Here is a 14637-nt window from a genome sequence, read left to right on the forward strand (position 1 = left end):
AAGCGTTTTTGCCGCGGTTTTGGCCGAACTTAGTCGACGAAGCGGTCGAAAAAGCACGGTCGCCGTGCCGCAGCCTTGGCTGCAGTCAGGCAAAGCCGTTCTGGCGCCAGGCCTCGAACGCGGTGACGGCCACCGCGTTCGACAGGTTCAGGCTGCGTTGGCCGGCGCGCATGGGCAGGCGCAGCTGCTGTGCAGGTGCGATCGCGTCGCGCACCAGCGGCGGCAGGCCGCGCGTTTCGGCGCCAAAAACCAGCCAGTCGCCGGGTTGAAACGCCACGTCGTGCACGGTGCGGGTGCCGCGCGTGGTCAAGGCGAACAGGCGGTCGGCCGCTGGTTGGCAGGCACCCATGAACGCCTGCCAACTGGCGTGGCGGCGGACTTCGGCGTACTCGTGGTAGTCCAGCCCCGCGCGGCGCATGTGCTTGTCGTCCATCGAAAAGCCCAGCGGCTCGATCAAATGCAAGTCGCCCCCGGTGTTGGCGCACAGGCGGATCACGTTGCCGGTGTTGGGCGGGATTTCGGGCTCGACCAGAACGATATGGAACATGGGCGCGATTGTGCCGCCGCCAACTTCGGGCCAGCTGCGTCAGTGCGGCGGCGTGCGCGCCAGGGCGAGGGCGGTGACGTGCGCCGCGCCCGCGCCGCGCACCGCGCGGGCCGCATCAAACAGGCTGGCGCCGGTGGTCATCACGTCGTCCACCAGGACCACGCGCCGGCCCGCCAGCTGGGTGGCCAGCAAGGGGTCGACGGCGTAGGCGCCGCGCACGTTGCGCAGGCGCTGCGCGCGGGGCAAATCGTGCTGCGGCGCGGTGTGGCGGGTGCGCAGCAGCAGGTCAAGGCGCGGTGGCAGGCGCGCCGGGGCGATCCGCTCGGCCAGCAGCTGCGCGGGGTTGTAGCCGCGCTCGGCCAGGCGCCGGTCCGACAGCGGCAGCGGGATCAGCAGGTCGGCGGCGCCCAGCGCGCTGGCCACGCCCGGCGCTGCGCCCAGCAGTGCGGCCAGCGGCGTGGCCAGGCCGGGTTCGGCGCTGAACTTGAACTGCGTGATGCGGTCTGCCCACGGCCAGGCGTAGTGCACGGCGGCCAGGCAAAGATCCAGCGGTGGCGGGTTTTTAAGGCACGCCCCGCAAATGCGGGCGTCGCCCGTCAGCGGCAGCGCGCAGCGCTCGCACCGCGCGACCGGCTGCGCGAACCGCGCCACGCAGCGTTCGCATAGCGGCTGCGCAGGCCACGCGTGGCAAATGTGGCACTGGCTGGGCAGCGCGGCCAGCCCGCCGGGGCGAATCAGTCTGAGCAAGGGGCGCAACAACATGGGGCAGGGCGGCGTGGGCCAGGCAGGGCAGCCCCACGGCGGCGCGGGCAGTGCCGCCTCAATATACTGCGGGCGACTTGTTTGCCATGCCCGCCGACCTGCCCCCCACCCTGGATCCTGTTGCCGCCGAACGCTGGGCGGCGCGCGCGCTGACCGCCTCACCTTGGTTGCACGAGGAAGTCGCCCGCCGCATGGGCGAGCGGCTGGACGTCATCCGCCTGCCGGTGCAGCAGTGGGCCGACTGGGAGCCGGTGCGCGGCGGCCTAGATGGCCATGCGCTGGTGGCCAAGCGCTATCCGGATGCCAAGTGTTTTTGGGTCTCGGCGCAGGCGGGATCAGCGCTGGCAGCTACTAAGAAAGAAGCAAAACCCTGGTGGCGCCGCCTGGCCAGCGGCGCGCCGCGCGAGCGTGTCGAGCACGTGCTGGCACCGCCCGACGCCAGCGTGCAGCTGGTCTGGGGCAACATGTTGGCGCACCACGTCGCCGCGCCCCAGGCGCTGCTGGCCGCGTGGCACCGCGCGCTGGCGGTGGACGGCTTCGTCATGTTCTCCTGCCTGGGGCCGGACACGCTCAAGCAATTGCGCGCGCTGTACGGCCGCTTGGGTTGGCCCGCGCCTGCCCACGAATTCACCGACATGCACGACTGGGGCGACCAGCTCGTCGCCGCGGGCTTTGCCGAGCCGGTGATGGACATGGAAACGCTGACGCTGCAGTTTGAATCGCCCGAACGCCTGCTGGCCGAGCTGCGCGAACTGGGGCGCAACCTGGCGGTGGGCCGATTTGGTGCATTGCGCGGGCGCGACTGGCGCGCGCGCCTGCTGGCCGAGCTGGACCAGGGGCTGCGCCAGCCCGCGCCCGGCGGGCCGCTGACGCTCACGTTCGAGGTGATTTACGGCCACGCGCTCAAGCCCGCGCCGCGCCACGCGGTGGCTGGCCAAACCCACATTGCCCTGGACGACATGCGGGCGTCGTTGCGCACGCGACAACAAAATTCGCGCAGAAGTTGAGATTTATCAAACCCCTGAGGGGAGTCGGTTAAACTCATTTGCAAGAGCGTGAAGCGGTTCACGCAGCGGTTGGCCCAGGAGGTCGCCATGCACGGTTCGTCGACATTCCGGTTCGCTCATGTCAGCGGTCAGGCGCTGGCGTGGCGACTGCGGCGCAACTGCAGCGTGACACCGGGGCAGCTGGGGTCTTTCTACGCATCGGTGTGCGTGGTGTCGGCGGTGGTGGGCTTGGTGTTCTGGCTCATGGGCGCGCGCCTTGTGATGGCGTTTGCCGGGCTGGAATTGCTGGCGCTGGGCGCGGCCATCCTGTCGTATGCCAGGCACGCCACCGACGGCGAAACCGTGTGGTTGACGGATGGCCGGCTGATCGTCGAGCAAGACCGCGCAGGCCGCAGCGAACGCATCGAATTTGCCAGTGCTTTTGTGCAGGTTCGTGTAGGGATGGGAGGCAGCGCGCTGATCGATATCGGCGCGCACGGCCGCAGGGTTGAAGTGGGTCGCCACGTGCGCCCGGAATGGCGAAAAGCACTGGCGGGAGAGATGCGCTGGGCACTGCGTACACGTGGCGCGGGGCTCGGTGCAGACCGGGAAGTGGTTGAGTGAGGCACTGAGGAACGTGAGCACGATGAAGAGCATTTCAAAAAGGCTGGCTGGCGTTTCGCGCCACGCGGCCATCTGGACAGCGGCTTTGACCGCCACTGGCGCCTTCGCGTCGCGCGTGGAAGATCTGCCGGGCGGCCCGGCCGTCCATCAGCTCAACCTGCCACCGCCGGCCACGCGCATCGCCGCAGCCCAGGCCGATCTGCACTGGATGATGCTGATCATCTGCTCGATCATTCTGGTCTCGGTGTTCGGGGTGATGTTCTATTCGATCTGGAAGCACCGCAAATCGCAGGGCGCCAAGTCGGCCACCTTCCATGAATCGGTCACGGTCGAAGTGCTGTGGACCATCGTGCCCTTCCTGATTGTGATAGGCATGGCGCTGCCCGCCACCAAGGTGGTGGTTGCGCAGAAAGACACCTCCAACGCCGACCTGACCATCAAGGCCACGGGTTACCAGTGGAAGTGGGGCTACGACTACCTGAGTGGTGAAGGCGAAGGCATCGCCTTCCTGTCCACCCTGGACCCGGCGCAGCGCGCCATGTCCGACGCCGGCAAGCCCGAAGGCAACGACTACCTGCTGCGGGTGGACCACCCGCTGGTGGTGCCCGTCGACAAGAAGGTGCGCATCATCACCACCGCCAACGACGTGATCCACTCTTGGATGGTGCCGTACTTTGGCGTCAAGCAGGATGCGATCCCCGGCTTCGTGCGCGACACCTGGTTCCGCGCCGAGAAAGTGGGCGACTTCTACGGCCAATGCGCCGAGCTGTGCGGCAAAGAACACGCCTACATGCCCATCCATGTGAAGGTGCTTTCGCAAGCCGACTACACCGCCTGGGTCGATGCCGAGAAGAAACGCCTGGCCGCGCTGGCCGATGACCCCAACAAAGTCTGGACGATGCCCGAGCTGATGGCGCGCGGTGAGAAGGTCTATGCCGCGAACTGCGCAGCCTGCCACCTGCCCACCGGCAAGGGTGCCGGCCCGATCAAGCCCCTGGACGGCAGCGCGATTGTGCAAGGCCCCTTGGGCGAGCAAATGCACGTGGTGCTGGAAGGCCGCAACAACGGTGCCATGCCGTCATGGAAGCAGCTTTCGGACACCGAGCTGGCCGCCGTGGTCACCTTCACCAAAAACCATTGGGGCAACCACACGGGCCAATTGGTGCAGCCTGCGCAGTTCAAGGCCGCGCGCGCCGGCGAGTTTCCGGCTGGCGGCATTCCCGCGGCCAATCCTGGTGCCACGCCTGCGCCCGCACCGGCGGCTGCCGCATCCGCGCCCAGCACCGCAGCTGCGCCTGCGGCCGGTATGCCTTACCAGGTTTTCTTCGCGACGGGCAAGAGCGAATTGGACGCGGAATCCACGGCCACGCTGAAGGCCGCCGTCGAATACCTCAAGGCACACCCTGACGTGAAGATCGCGCTGTCTGGCTTTGTGGATTCCACGGGCAATGCAGATGCCAACGGCGAGTTGGCGAAGAACCGTGCCACCGCCGTGCGAGGCGCGCTGGAGGCGGGTGGAGTGGCGGGCAACCGCATCGACATGCGCAAGCCGGAAGTCATCACGGCCGCGCAGGGCGCCGATCGCGAAGGTCGCCGCGTGGACATCGTCGCCGCTCAATGAGCAGTGGCAGCATCCTGACAGTATTGACCTGGAATTCCCCATGAGCGCCGTACTCCCTCCTTCCCACGCCGCAGGTCATCACGACCACGCGCACGATCATCACGACGAGCACCACGTGCCCACCGGTTGGCGCCGCTGGGTGTTCGCCACCAACCACAAAGACATCGGCACGCTGTACCTGCTGTTCTCGTTCACCATGCTGATGGTGGGCGGGGTGCTGGCGCTGATGATCCGTGCCGAGCTGTTCCAGCCGGGCCTGCAACTGGTCAACCCGGAGCTGTTCAACCAGCTGACCACCATGCACGGGCTGATCATGGTGTTCGGCGCCATCATGCCGGCCTTCGTCGGCTTTGCGAACTGGATGATTCCGCTGCAGATCGGCGCATCCGACATGGCGTTCGCGCGCATGAACAACTTCAGCTTCTGGCTGCTGATTCCGGCAGGCCTGATGCTGGTGGGTTCGTTCTTCATGCCCGGCGGCGCACCCGCGGCCGGCTGGACGCTGTATGCGCCGCTCACGCTGCAGATGGGCCCGTCGATGGATGCGGGCATCTTCGCCATGCACATCATGGGCGCATCGTCCATCATGGGTGCGATCAACATCATCGTCACCATCCTCAACATGCGCGCCCCGGGGCTCACGCTGATGAAGATGTCGATGTTCTGCTGGACCTGGCTGATCACCGCCTACCTGCTGATCGCGGTGATGCCGGTGCTGGCGGGCGCCATCACCATGACGCTGACCGATCGCCACTTTGGCACCAGCTTCTTCAACCCCGCCGGCGGCGGTGACCCGGTCATGTACCAGCACATCTTCTGGTTCTTCGGTCACCCCGAGGTGTACATCATGATCTTGCCGGCCTTCGGCATCATCAGCCAGGTGGTTCCGGCTTTCGCGCGCAAGCGCCTGTTTGGCTACGCGTCCATGGTGTACGCCACGTCGGCCATCGCCATCCTGTCGTTCATCGTGTGGGCACACCACATGTTCACCACGGGCATGCCGGTTACGGGCCAGCTGTTCTTCATGTACGCGACCATGCTGATCGCCGTGCCCACGGCCGTGAAGATCTTCAACTGGATCGCCACCATGTGGCGCGGCTCGATGACCTTCGAGACGCCCATGCTGTTCGCCGTCGGCTTCATCTTCGTGTTCACCATCGGCGGTTTCACGGGCCTGATTCCCGCCGTTGCGCCGATCGACACGCAGATTCAAGACACGTACTACATCGTTGCCCACTTCCACTACGTGCTGGTGGCTGGCTCGCTGTTCGCGATGTTCTCGGGCTTCTATTACTGGGTGCCCAAGTGGACCGGCGTGATGTACAACGAAACGCGCGGCCGCATCCACTTCTGGTGGTCGATCATCTCGTTCAACGTCACCTTCTTCCCGATGCACTTCCTGGGGCTGGCTGGCATGCCGCGTCGCTATGCCGACTACCCCATGCAGTTCGCCGACTTCAACATGATCGCGTCGGTAGGGGCCTTCTTCTTCGGGTTCGCGCAGGTGTATTTCTTCCTGTTCGTCGTGCTGCCCTGCATGCGAGGCAAGGGCGAGAAAGCCCCGCAAAAACCGTGGGAAGGCGCCGAGGGCCTGGAATGGGAAGTGCCGTCGCCCGCGCCCTTCCACACCTTCGAAACGCCGCCCAAGCTGGATGCCTCGGGCACCCGCGTGATTGGCTGATCGGATGTTGCACCTGCCTCGGGTTAACCACGCATGATCACGACCGAACAAAAGAAGCGCAACACGCGGTTGGGCCTGATTCTGGCCACCGTCGCGCTGGTGTTTTTCGTGGGCTTCATGGTCCGCATGGTTGTTCTGGGCGGATAAGGGCGCCTTGGCCATGGCACTTCGCAGCGAAAACGTGAAGATGGTGGGCAAGCTGGCCGTGATCACGGTCGGCATGTTCGCCTTTGGCTACGCGTTGATTCCCTTGTACCGCGCCATTTGTGAGGCCACCGGCATCAACATCCTGTCGATCACCGAAAAGCAGGTGCCGGGGAACGGCCTGACGGGCGCCGCCGCGGCGCGCAGTGCCAACACGCAGATCGACAAGACGCGCACCATCACGGTGGAGTTCGACGCCAACTCGCGTGGCCCCTGGCGCTTTGCGCCCGCGCAGCGCTCCATCCAGGTGCACCCGGGCGAGCTGGCCACCGTGATGTACGAATTCCAGAACGTGCAAAGCCGCACCATGTCGGCCCAGGCCATTCCCAGCTATGCGCCGCGCCAGGCCGCGCCGCATTTCAATAAGCTGGAGTGTTTCTGCTTTAACCAGTACACGCTGGCGCCGGGCGAAAAGAAAGACTGGCCGGTGGCCTTCGTCATCGACCCGCGCATCCCCAAGGATGTGACCACCATCACCTTGTCCTACACCTTCTTTGAGGTGGGCGGCAAGACGCCGGCCGCGCCGGTCACCAGTGCGGCGCGCGCTGCGCCATCCACTGCGGGAGCGGGCGCATGAGCGCGCCATCGCCCGAAACCAACGCCGAAGGCGCCGCGCCCGTGGCCGCCAAGCCTTCGTTCTGGCGCTCGATGCGCATGGTCGCCTGGGGGTTTCTGGGGGTGCGCAAGCGCAGCGGCTACCAGCAGGATCTGGCCCAGGTCAGCCCCCTGCACGTCGTGATCGCGGGGCTGATCGCGCTGGCGGTGTTCATCGGCGTGCTGTTGCTGGTGGTGCGCTGGGCTGTGGCCAGCGGATCCACGGGTTTTTGATTACGGTTTTATAAGTGAAATTGATTGCTGGCGCCCGTCACACAAGCGTAAGCAGCTATAAATTAGAGAGCACAGGAGTGAAGTGAACATGTCGAGCACCGTCCACGGCAAGGCGCCGTACTACTTCGTTCCGGGCGAATCCCGGCACCCTGTGATGGCGTCCATCGGGCTGTTCTTTGTCATCCTGGGCGCGTCGCAGTGGGTGAATGGCTCGCACTGGGCGCCCTACGTGTTCTTTGCCGGGCTGGCATGGTGGCTGGTGGTGCTGTACCAGTGGTTCAGCGACGCCGTGCGCGAGAGCGAAAGCGGGCTGTACGGTCGCAAGATCGACCTGTCCTACCGCTGGAGCATGAGCTGGTTCATCTTCTCCGAGGTGATGTTCTTCGGCGCGTTCTTCACCGCGCTGTGGTGGGCGCGCTCGCACTCGGTGCCCACGCTGGGCAGCCTGGACAACGCGCTGCTGTGGCCCGACTTCAAGGCCGTGTGGCCCAGCTCGGTGCCCGGCGCCACCGCGTCGCCCGGCGGCATCGTCGAGCCCTTCCAGACCATGGGCCCGTTCTGGCTGCCCACCATCAACACGGCGCTGCTGCTGACTTCCGGCGTGACGCTGACGATCGCGCACCACGCCCTGCAGGCGGCACACCGCGCGCGCTGCATCGCCTTCATGTGGATCACGGTGCTGCTGGGCGTCACCTTCCTGTTCGTGCAGGGCTACGAGTATTACCACGCCTACACCGAGCTGAACCTGAAGCTCAGCTCTGGCGTGTTCGGCTCCACGTTCTTCATGCTAACGGGCTTTCACGGTCTGCACGTGTTTGTGGGCATGCTGATGTTGCTGTTCATCACGCTGCGCCTGATGAAGGGCCACTTCACGCCCGAGCGGCATTTCGGCTTTGAAGGCGCCGCCTGGTACTGGCACTTTGTGGACGTGGTGTGGCTGGGCCTGTACATCCTGGTGTACTGGATGTGATGCGGCTTGGGTGGCCCATCGGTGGCACACTTAAAAAGAGCGCCACACGGCGCTCTTTTTGCTTGCCAGCGCCCGTGCCACCAGCGCTGGCTGCTATTAATTTTGAGGCAGGCCTGAAGGTTGGATGTAGCCCAACTTCCACGCCACCAGAATGCAGATGAACAGCACCACCGACAGCCCCACCCGCATGGCCAGCGCCCGCACCATGTTGGACGCGCGCTTGGGGTCGTCCGGCTGGCCCGGCTGCCCGCCCTTCATCATGAAGAACAGGGCCGAGGCCAGGCTGGCGATGATGCCGATGAACGCGACCCCGATCAGTACCTGTTTCATGGAGCACATTATCCCGTGACCAGCTCAACCTATGGGTGGCGCAGGGCGCTGATTGCCCTTGCCGCAGGCGTGGGCATCGCGCTGACGTTTTCGCTGGGCCGCTGGCAGCTGTCGCGCGCCGACGAGAAGATCGCCTTGCAGGCCGCGCTGCAGGCGCGCGAAAACCTGCCGCCCGTCCCAGCCACCCAGGTGGCCGGCGCTACCGCGCCGGAGCAGGTGGCGCCGCTGCTACACCGCGAAGCCACGCTGACGGGCGAATGGCTGCCCGCGCAAACCGTGTTCTTGGACAACCGGCCCATGGCCGGTCGCGCAGGTTTCTACGTGCTGACGCCGCTGCGCCTGGCGGGCAGCTCTGCCGTTGTGCTGGTGCTGCGCGGCTGGGCGCCGCGCAACTTTCAGCAGCGCGATGCGCTGCCGCCCGTCGCCACGCCGCAAGGCCCGGTCAGCGCCACCGGCCGGCTGGCAGACCGGGTGCCGGCGGCCTTTTCCCTAGGGCGCGATGCGGCCGGGCGAATCCGGCAAAATCTGGCGCTGGACGCCTTTAGCGCCGAAACCGGCCTGCCGCTGGCCCACGTGGTCCTGCAGCAGACCGGCCCCGCCTCCGATGGCTTGCTGCGCGACTGGCCGCCGCCGGCCACCGGCGTCGACAAGCACTACGGTTACGCTTTCCAATGGTTCGGGCTGTGCGCGCTCATCGCCCTGCTTTTTATCTGGTTCCAAGTTGCCCGACCTTTCCTCCGTTCCTCCCGATCCTGAGCGCCTTGCCGCCGCGGACGAACCGTTGGGCCTGACGGTCTACCCCATGCCCGCGCCTTCCGACGCGCTGGCGCAGGACGTGCAACGCACGCGCTCCGGCCGCTGGAAGATGCTCCTGCTGGCGCTGGTGTGCGCGGCGCCGGTGGCGGCCTCGTACTTCAGCTACTACGTGTGGCGCCCCGGCGGCGGCACCAGCCTGGGCGTGCTGATCGAGCCGCAGCGCCCCATTCCCGCGCTGGCGGCCACCGACCTGAGCGGCCAGCCTTTCGATCTGCGCAAGCTGCAGGGCCAGTGGCTGCTGGTCAGCGTCGGCGCCGCGCGCTGCGATGCCCGTTGCGAAAGCAACCTGTACCTTCAGCGCCAGCTGCGCGAAAGCCTGGGCAAAGACAAAGAGCGCGTCGACTGGGTCTGGCTGGTTTCCGACGACGAGCGCGTGCCCGACCGCCTGCGTCCCGCGCTGGGGCAAGCCACCGTGGTGCGTGTGCCGGCGCAGGCATTGGCGCAGTGGCTCACGCCCGAGGCCGGGCACCCGCTGTCCGATGCGCTGTACGTGGTCGACCCCATGGGCCACTGGATGATGCGCTTTCCCACGGTGACCAAAGAGAACGCCTCCAAGGCCAAGCGCGACCTGGCGCGCCTGCTGCGCGCTTCGGCGTCATGGGATCAACCCGGCCGCGAATGAGCGCACGCACCGCCTGCACACCATGGACACCACCTCGCTGTACGACCTGAGCCCGGCCCTGCGCGTGATGGCCATGGGCCTGCTGCTGGCCGTGGGGCCGCTGCTGTGGGTGCGCATGCGCAGCCAGGGCGCGCCCGCCGCGCGGCGCCTCCAGGCGCTGACGGTGCTCACGCTGTTTCTGACGTTCGATCTGGTGCTGTTTGGCGCCTTCACGCGTCTGACCGATTCCGGGCTGGGCTGCCCCGACTGGCCCGGCTGCTACGGCAAGGGCAGCCCGGTTGGCGCGCGCGAACACATCGCCGCCGCGCAGCAGGCCATGCCCACCGGCCCCGTCACGCACGGCAAGGCGTGGGTTGAGATGATCCACCGCTACCTGGCCACCGCCGTGGGCGTGTTGATCATCGCGCTGGCCGTGGCCACCTGGGTCGAATGGCGGCGCGCGCGCGCGGCTGGCACCCAATCAGGCACGGCGCCGCAGGGCGGCGCGTCGGCCACCGGATCGCGCGTGCTGCACCCCGGCTGGCCGCTGTTCACGCTGGCATGGGTCTGCGCGCAGGGCGCATTTGGCGCCCTGACGGTGACCATGAAACTCTTCCCCGCCATCGTCACGCTGCACCTGGTGTGCGGCGTGGGCCTGCTGGTGCTGCTGGCGGCCCAGGCCGAGCGCTACCGCCAGGCTGCTGGCTTTGCACCCGAGCCGCTGGCCCCCGGCCTGCGCACGCTGCTGTGGCTGGCCGCCGTGGCCGTGGCGGTGCAAATCGCGCTGGGCGGCTGGGTCAGCACCAATTACGCCGTGCTGGTGTGCAACACCTTCCCCATGTGCCAGGGCAGCTGGTGGCCGGCGATGGACTTCAGCCAGGGCTTTGAACTCTGGCGTCCGCTCGGGCTGTCGGCCGACGGCTCGCCCTTGGACTTTCACGCGCTGACGGCCATCCACTACACCCACCGGCTGTTCGCCTACTTGGTGTTCGTGCTGCTGGGCGTGCTGGTCTGGCGCCTGCACCGCGCGGGGCGGCTGGCGCGCCAGCGCCGCTGGATCGCCGTGCTGGCGCTGATGCAACTGGCCACCGGCTTGTCCAACGTGGTGCTCGACTGGCCGCTGGTGGCCGCCGTGCTGCACACCGGCGGCGCCGCCGCCCTGATGACGGCGCTGGCCTGGGCGCTGTGCGCCAGCCGCCGGGCAGCGCCAAGCCAGTTGGCCCCCTCCCATCAACCGGCCCCGCGCCGCCAGGAGTTGCGCGCATGAACACCGCCGCACCCCCACCTTCCGCCGCCCCGGCACCCGCCGCCGCCTTGCCCAGCATGCCCATCTGGAGGCAGTACTACGTGCTGACCAAGCCGCGCGTGGTGCAGCTCATCGTGTTCTGCGCGCTGATCGGCATGGTGCTGGCCGTGCCTGGCCTGCCCAGCGGCGCGGCGCTGCTGCGCATGGCCGTGGCCTGTGCAGGCATTTGGCTGGTGGCCGCCGCGGCCGCCGCCTTCAACTGCCTGGTCGAAAAATCCATCGACGCCAAGATGAAGCGCACCGCCTGGCGTCCCACCGCGCGTGGCGAGCTGTCTGACCGGCAGGCGCTGGGTTTTTCCGCCGCGCTGTGCGTGGCCGGCTCGGCCATCCTGTACGTGTGGATCAACCCGCTGACCATGTGGCTGACGTTTGCCACCTTCGTGGGCTACGCGGTGATCTACACCGTCATCCTCAAGCCGCTCACGCCGCAGAACATCGTGATCGGCGGTGCCTCGGGCGCCATGCCGCCCGTGCTGGGCTGGGCGGCCATGACCGGCTACGTGGGGCCTGAGGCGCTGATCCTGTTCCTCATCATCTTCCTGTGGACGCCGCCGCACTTCTGGGCGCTGGCGCTGTACCGCGTAGAGGACTACCGCAAGAGCGGCCTGCCCATGCTGCCCGTCACCCACGGCAACGAATTCACGCGCCTGCAGGTGCTGCTGTACACCTTCATCCTCACGGCGGCGTGCCTGCTGCCCTTCATCTACCGCATGAGCGGCTGGGTGTACCTGGCGGCCGCGCTGGTGCTGAACGCGGGCTTCATGTGGCACGCGTTCCGGCTGTGGCGCCACTATTCCGACGCGCTGGCGCGCAAGACCTTCCGTTTTTCCCTGATTCACCTGTCGCTGCTGTTTGCCGCGCTGCTGGTGGACCATTACCTGCTGTAAAAGCCCTGGCCCATGCAACGAAGAAACGCTCTGAAATCAATAGCTGCCGGCGCTGTACTGGCGGGCGCCAGCGGTGTTTTTTTATCCGCGTGTGATCGCGGCAAGCCGCAGTTTCACAGCGTGGACATCACAGGGGCCGAGTACGCCAAGGATTTCAAGCTGACCGACTTTGACGGCAAGCCGCGCACGCTGGCCGACTTCAAGGGCAAGGCGGTCGTGCTGTTCTTCGGCTTCACCCAGTGCCCCGACGTGTGCCCCACCACCATGACCGAGCTGGCGCAGGTCAAGAAGCTGCTGGGCGCCGATGGCGACAAGGTGCAGGGCCTGTTCGTCAGCATCGACCCTGAGCGCGACACCCCTGCCGTGCTCAAGGAATACATGCAGAACTTCGACCCCAGCTTTCTGGGTCTGTACGCCGCCTCGCCCGAGGCCCTGGCCGCGCTGGCGAAAGACTTCAAGATCTACTACAAGAAAGTCGACGGCAAAACCCCCACCAGCTACAGTATGGACCACACCGCCGCCAGCTACGTCTACGACCCGCAGGGGCGGCTGCGGTTGTATGCGCGGTATGGGATGGGGCCGGAGGCGCTGGCGGAGGATATTCGGTTGCTGCTGAAAACGGGTTGATGACTCGGTTAGAACGGTTATTTAACCAGTTCAAATTGGGTTGCTAAGGTCAGTGGCGACTTGCAGGCTGTGGGATCATGTGGTCCGAACGTGTGGGGTTAACCATTAACGCCACAAATGAGGGATAAATTAAATTTAGACCGGATACCAATTCTCATGGATATCTCAAAAAAGCTTGCACGATTGCTTGGTCCATCCATTGCAGTAATAGTTGCAGCCGAACTGCCTTTCATCCAACCTGGACTCTATGAAGGTCAAACCGTCACAGGCGTTTACGTATCCGGAATGATGATGTTTGTAGGTGGTCTTGCAATTGTTCTTTCTCACAATATTTGGACGCGTGACTGGCGCACTTTGAACACGCTGGTTGGTTGGTTCATGTTGCTCTTGGGAGTACTGAGGCTCTTCACAGCCACTTCTTATTCCAAAGCCTTCAACTCCGCTCCACAAGCGATCTTTCTGTATGTTGAACTATTTTTGATTGCTCTAGGTTTGGTTCTGACATACTTTGGCTTTCGTGCAGAGTCAAAAGACACTTAGATGCGGTCTAGCTCAGGTGCTGAATAAAGAAGTCCTACGGATCCTGAGTTTTTTATTGAGCAAGTATTTTCTTCTGGCTTTTTAGGCAATGAAACTCCAAGAAGGGGCGCCCACAACGCGCGCCGCTTTTTACGATGAAGCGAGGCGCGAAAAAGGCCCGCGCGCTTGCCAGTCAAGCGCAAGCAGCTATCAAATCAAGAGTGGATCGTGGGGCGCTGCCCGCGCTCGCCCATCACTCCGCCGAAATCCTCTGCGCCCGAATAATCCCGCCCAGCACCTGCGCATCCCCCTGAATCCGATTCGCCAGCGCCTCGGGCGATGAGCCCACGGGCTGCCAACCCTGCTGGAACAACCGCTGGCGCATCTCCGGCGTGCGCACGATGGCGCTGACGGCGGCGGCGAGCTTTTCGACGTGCGCTTTCGGCATGGTGGCGGGCGCGGCGACGGCGTTCCAGATTTCGAGGTTGTAGCCCTTCACGCCCGCGTCGGCCAAGCTCGGCAGTTCAGGCACCAGCGTGCTGCGGCCGCTGGAGGTGACGCCGATGCCGCGCAGCTTGCCGGCCTTGATTTGCGCGTTGGCCAGCGCCGGCGGCAGCATCGACAACTGCAGGTCGCCCGCCACGATGGCGTTGAAGACCTGCGGGTAGCCGGGGTAGGGCACGTGCACGGGCGCGATGCCGGAGCGGCTTTTGAGCAGTTCCATGCCGATGTGGCCCACGGTGCCGACGCCGGGCGAGCCGTAGCTCCAGCGCTTGCCGGCGGCGCGCGCGGCGTTGAAGAAGGATGGGGCGTCGTCACCCGCGGCGCCGGCCGGCGCCACCAGCACCAGCGGCGCCACGCCGACCAGGCTGACGGGGGCGAAATCCTTCAGCGGGTCGTAGCGCACGGCGGGGTTGATCATCTTGGCGATGGTCAGGTTGCCGTTGATCATCAACCCGATGGTGTGGCCGTCTGTGGCCTTGGCCACGGCGTCGGCGCCGATGTTGCCACCCGCGCCGGCGCGGTTGTCGACGATGACGGGCTGGCCCAGTGCTTTTTCCAGCGGCTCGGCCAGCGCGCGCGCCGTCAGGTCGGGCGAAGACCCGGCCGGAAAGCCCACCACGATGCGCAGCGGTTTGCTGGGCCACGCGTCGGCGGCCTGCGCCAGCGGCGCGGCAGCCAGGCCGAGCAGGCCGGCGGACAAGGCGGAAAGCAGCGCCTGGCGGCGCGATGAGGTGAAGCAGGGCATGGCGAAATCGGGTGCGCCGGGGCGCGTTGCTGCAAAAAGAGGCAAGCCGTTCCGACCGGAGCGGCGCCGTCCGCGATTG

The 14637-nt window shown here is 66.0% G+C and carries 18 protein-coding genes; 14 read left to right on the forward strand and 4 right to left on the reverse strand.

What is annotated here, in order from left to right:
* Nucleotides 1-85: 85 nt before the first annotated feature.
* Both trmL and C6570_RS06415 read right to left on the reverse strand, forming a co-directional pair.
* Nucleotides 86-547 (reverse strand): tRNA (uridine(34)/cytosine(34)/5-carboxymethylaminomethyluridine(34)-2'-O)-methyltransferase TrmL, encoded by a 462-nt coding sequence (gene trmL / locus C6570_RS06410; protein ID WP_106702476.1) that lies wholly within the window; start codon nucleotides 545-547, stop codon nucleotides 86-88.
* A gap of 39 nt (nucleotides 548-586) precedes the next feature.
* Nucleotides 587-1309 (reverse strand): ComF family protein, encoded by a 723-nt coding sequence (locus C6570_RS06415; RefSeq protein WP_106702477.1) that lies wholly within the window; start codon nucleotides 1307-1309, stop codon nucleotides 587-589.
* Nucleotides 1310-1395: 86 nt separating this feature from the next.
* On the opposite strand from C6570_RS06415, the gene C6570_RS06420 reads away from it, so the two are divergent.
* The 8 genes from C6570_RS06420 (at nucleotide 1396) to C6570_RS06450 (ending at nucleotide 8223) form a co-directional block, all read left to right on the forward strand.
* Nucleotides 1396-2316 (forward strand): class I SAM-dependent methyltransferase, encoded by a 921-nt coding sequence (locus C6570_RS06420; protein WP_106702478.1) that lies wholly within the window; start codon nucleotides 1396-1398, stop codon nucleotides 2314-2316.
* A gap of 87 nt (nucleotides 2317-2403) precedes the next feature.
* A complete protein-coding gene (locus C6570_RS06425; RefSeq protein WP_106704550.1) occupies nucleotides 2404-2919 on the forward strand; it encodes a DUF2244 domain-containing protein in 516 nt (171 codons plus the stop codon).
* A gap of 22 nt (nucleotides 2920-2941) precedes the next feature.
* Nucleotides 2942-4540, forward strand: a complete 1599-nt coding sequence (gene coxB, locus C6570_RS06430; protein WP_106702479.1) for a cytochrome c oxidase subunit II — start codon at nucleotides 2942-2944, stop codon at nucleotides 4538-4540.
* A gap of 40 nt (nucleotides 4541-4580) precedes the next feature.
* The gene (gene ctaD, locus C6570_RS06435; protein ID WP_106702480.1) at nucleotides 4581-6221 is read left to right on the forward strand and encodes a cytochrome c oxidase subunit I; all 1641 of its coding nucleotides are present in this window, start codon (nucleotides 4581-4583) and stop codon (nucleotides 6219-6221) included.
* A 36-nt stretch (nucleotides 6222-6257) separates the two neighbouring features.
* On the forward strand, nucleotides 6258-6368 hold the full coding sequence (locus C6570_RS18250; protein WP_425437921.1) for a cytochrome oxidase small assembly protein: 111 nt from the start codon (nucleotides 6258-6260) through the stop codon (nucleotides 6366-6368).
* Nucleotides 6369-6381: 13 nt separating this feature from the next.
* Entirely contained in the window at nucleotides 6382-7002 is a 621-nt protein-coding gene (locus C6570_RS06440; protein ID WP_106702481.1) for a cytochrome c oxidase assembly protein, read from the forward strand.
* Complete coding sequence (locus C6570_RS06445) at nucleotides 6999-7253, forward strand: DUF2970 domain-containing protein (RefSeq protein WP_106702482.1); 255 nt, start codon at nucleotides 6999-7001, stop codon at nucleotides 7251-7253. The genes C6570_RS06440 and C6570_RS06445 overlap by 4 nt, the downstream gene beginning before the upstream one ends.
* 88 nt (nucleotides 7254-7341) lie before the next feature.
* Nucleotides 7342-8223, forward strand: coding sequence for a cytochrome c oxidase subunit 3 (locus C6570_RS06450; protein ID WP_106702483.1), 882 nt, complete (start codon nucleotides 7342-7344; stop codon nucleotides 8221-8223).
* Nucleotides 8224-8319: 96 nt separating this feature from the next.
* On the opposite strand, the gene C6570_RS06455 is transcribed toward C6570_RS06450, so the two are convergent.
* Nucleotides 8320-8562: a twin transmembrane helix small protein gene (locus tag C6570_RS06455; RefSeq protein WP_106702484.1), complete on the reverse strand. Its 243-nt coding sequence runs from the start codon at nucleotides 8560-8562 to the stop codon at nucleotides 8320-8322.
* Between the two features lie 6 nt (nucleotides 8563-8568).
* On the opposite strand from C6570_RS06455, the gene C6570_RS06460 reads away from it, so the two are divergent.
* The 6 genes from C6570_RS06460 (at nucleotide 8569) to C6570_RS17980 (ending at nucleotide 13330) form a co-directional block, all read left to right on the forward strand.
* Nucleotides 8569-9309, forward strand: coding sequence for an SURF1 family protein (locus tag C6570_RS06460; protein ID WP_106702485.1), 741 nt, complete (start codon nucleotides 8569-8571; stop codon nucleotides 9307-9309).
* A 46-nt stretch (nucleotides 9310-9355) separates the two neighbouring features.
* On the forward strand, nucleotides 9356-9991 hold the full coding sequence (locus tag C6570_RS06465; protein ID WP_106704551.1) for an SCO family protein: 636 nt from the start codon (nucleotides 9356-9358) through the stop codon (nucleotides 9989-9991).
* Between the two features lie 22 nt (nucleotides 9992-10013).
* A complete protein-coding gene (locus C6570_RS06470) occupies nucleotides 10014-11237 on the forward strand; it encodes a COX15/CtaA family protein (protein WP_106702486.1) in 1224 nt (407 codons plus the stop codon).
* On the forward strand, nucleotides 11234-12163 hold the full coding sequence (cyoE, locus tag C6570_RS06475; RefSeq protein WP_106702487.1) for a heme o synthase: 930 nt from the start codon (nucleotides 11234-11236) through the stop codon (nucleotides 12161-12163). Before C6570_RS06470 ends, cyoE begins: the two co-directional genes overlap by 4 nt.
* Before the next feature lie 12 nt (nucleotides 12164-12175).
* Nucleotides 12176-12790, forward strand: coding sequence for an SCO family protein (locus C6570_RS06480; protein ID WP_106702488.1), 615 nt, complete (start codon nucleotides 12176-12178; stop codon nucleotides 12788-12790).
* Nucleotides 12791-12946: 156 nt separating this feature from the next.
* Nucleotides 12947-13330: a hypothetical protein gene (locus C6570_RS17980; RefSeq protein ID WP_123812231.1), complete on the forward strand. Its 384-nt coding sequence runs from the start codon at nucleotides 12947-12949 to the stop codon at nucleotides 13328-13330.
* Between the two features lie 232 nt (nucleotides 13331-13562).
* On the opposite strand, the gene C6570_RS06485 is transcribed toward C6570_RS17980, so the two are convergent.
* Nucleotides 13563-14558 (reverse strand): Bug family tripartite tricarboxylate transporter substrate binding protein, encoded by a 996-nt coding sequence (locus C6570_RS06485; RefSeq protein ID WP_106702489.1) that lies wholly within the window; start codon nucleotides 14556-14558, stop codon nucleotides 13563-13565.
* Nucleotides 14559-14637 lie beyond the last annotated feature (79 nt).

The sequence above is a fragment of the Ottowia oryzae genome, from assembly GCF_003008535.1.
Lineage (GTDB): Bacteria > Pseudomonadota > Gammaproteobacteria > Burkholderiales > Burkholderiaceae_C > Ottowia > Ottowia oryzae.

Excerpts from the sequence above, each read along its gene's own strand:
- trmL (WP_106702476.1), bottom strand. The coding sequence starts at position 547 with ATGTTCCATATCGTTCTGGTCGAGCCCGAAATCCCGCCCAACACCGGC.
- C6570_RS06415 (WP_106702477.1), bottom strand. The coding sequence starts at position 1,309 with ATGTTGTTGCGCCCCTTGCTCAGACTGATTCGCCCCGGCGGGCTGGCC.
- C6570_RS06420 (WP_106702478.1), top strand. The coding sequence starts at position 1,396 with ATGCCCGCCGACCTGCCCCCCACCCTGGATCCTGTTGCCGCCGAACGC.
- C6570_RS06425 (WP_106704550.1), top strand. The coding sequence starts at position 2,404 with ATGCACGGTTCGTCGACATTCCGGTTCGCTCATGTCAGCGGTCAGGCG.
- coxB (WP_106702479.1), top strand. The coding sequence starts at position 2,942 with ATGAAGAGCATTTCAAAAAGGCTGGCTGGCGTTTCGCGCCACGCGGCC.
- ctaD (WP_106702480.1), top strand. The coding sequence starts at position 4,581 with ATGAGCGCCGTACTCCCTCCTTCCCACGCCGCAGGTCATCACGACCAC.
- C6570_RS06440 (WP_106702481.1), top strand. The coding sequence starts at position 6,382 with ATGGCACTTCGCAGCGAAAACGTGAAGATGGTGGGCAAGCTGGCCGTG.
- C6570_RS06445 (WP_106702482.1), top strand. The coding sequence starts at position 6,999 with ATGAGCGCGCCATCGCCCGAAACCAACGCCGAAGGCGCCGCGCCCGTG.
- C6570_RS06450 (WP_106702483.1), top strand. The coding sequence starts at position 7,342 with ATGTCGAGCACCGTCCACGGCAAGGCGCCGTACTACTTCGTTCCGGGC.
- C6570_RS06455 (WP_106702484.1), bottom strand. The coding sequence starts at position 8,562 with ATGTGCTCCATGAAACAGGTACTGATCGGGGTCGCGTTCATCGGCATC.
- C6570_RS06465 (WP_106704551.1), top strand. The coding sequence starts at position 9,356 with ATGCCCGCGCCTTCCGACGCGCTGGCGCAGGACGTGCAACGCACGCGC.
- C6570_RS06470 (WP_106702486.1), top strand. The coding sequence starts at position 10,014 with ATGGACACCACCTCGCTGTACGACCTGAGCCCGGCCCTGCGCGTGATG.
- cyoE (WP_106702487.1), top strand. The coding sequence starts at position 11,234 with ATGAACACCGCCGCACCCCCACCTTCCGCCGCCCCGGCACCCGCCGCC.
- C6570_RS06480 (WP_106702488.1), top strand. The coding sequence starts at position 12,176 with ATGCAACGAAGAAACGCTCTGAAATCAATAGCTGCCGGCGCTGTACTG.
- C6570_RS17980 (WP_123812231.1), top strand. The coding sequence starts at position 12,947 with ATGGATATCTCAAAAAAGCTTGCACGATTGCTTGGTCCATCCATTGCA.
- C6570_RS06485 (WP_106702489.1), bottom strand. The coding sequence starts at position 14,558 with ATGCCCTGCTTCACCTCATCGCGCCGCCAGGCGCTGCTTTCCGCCTTG.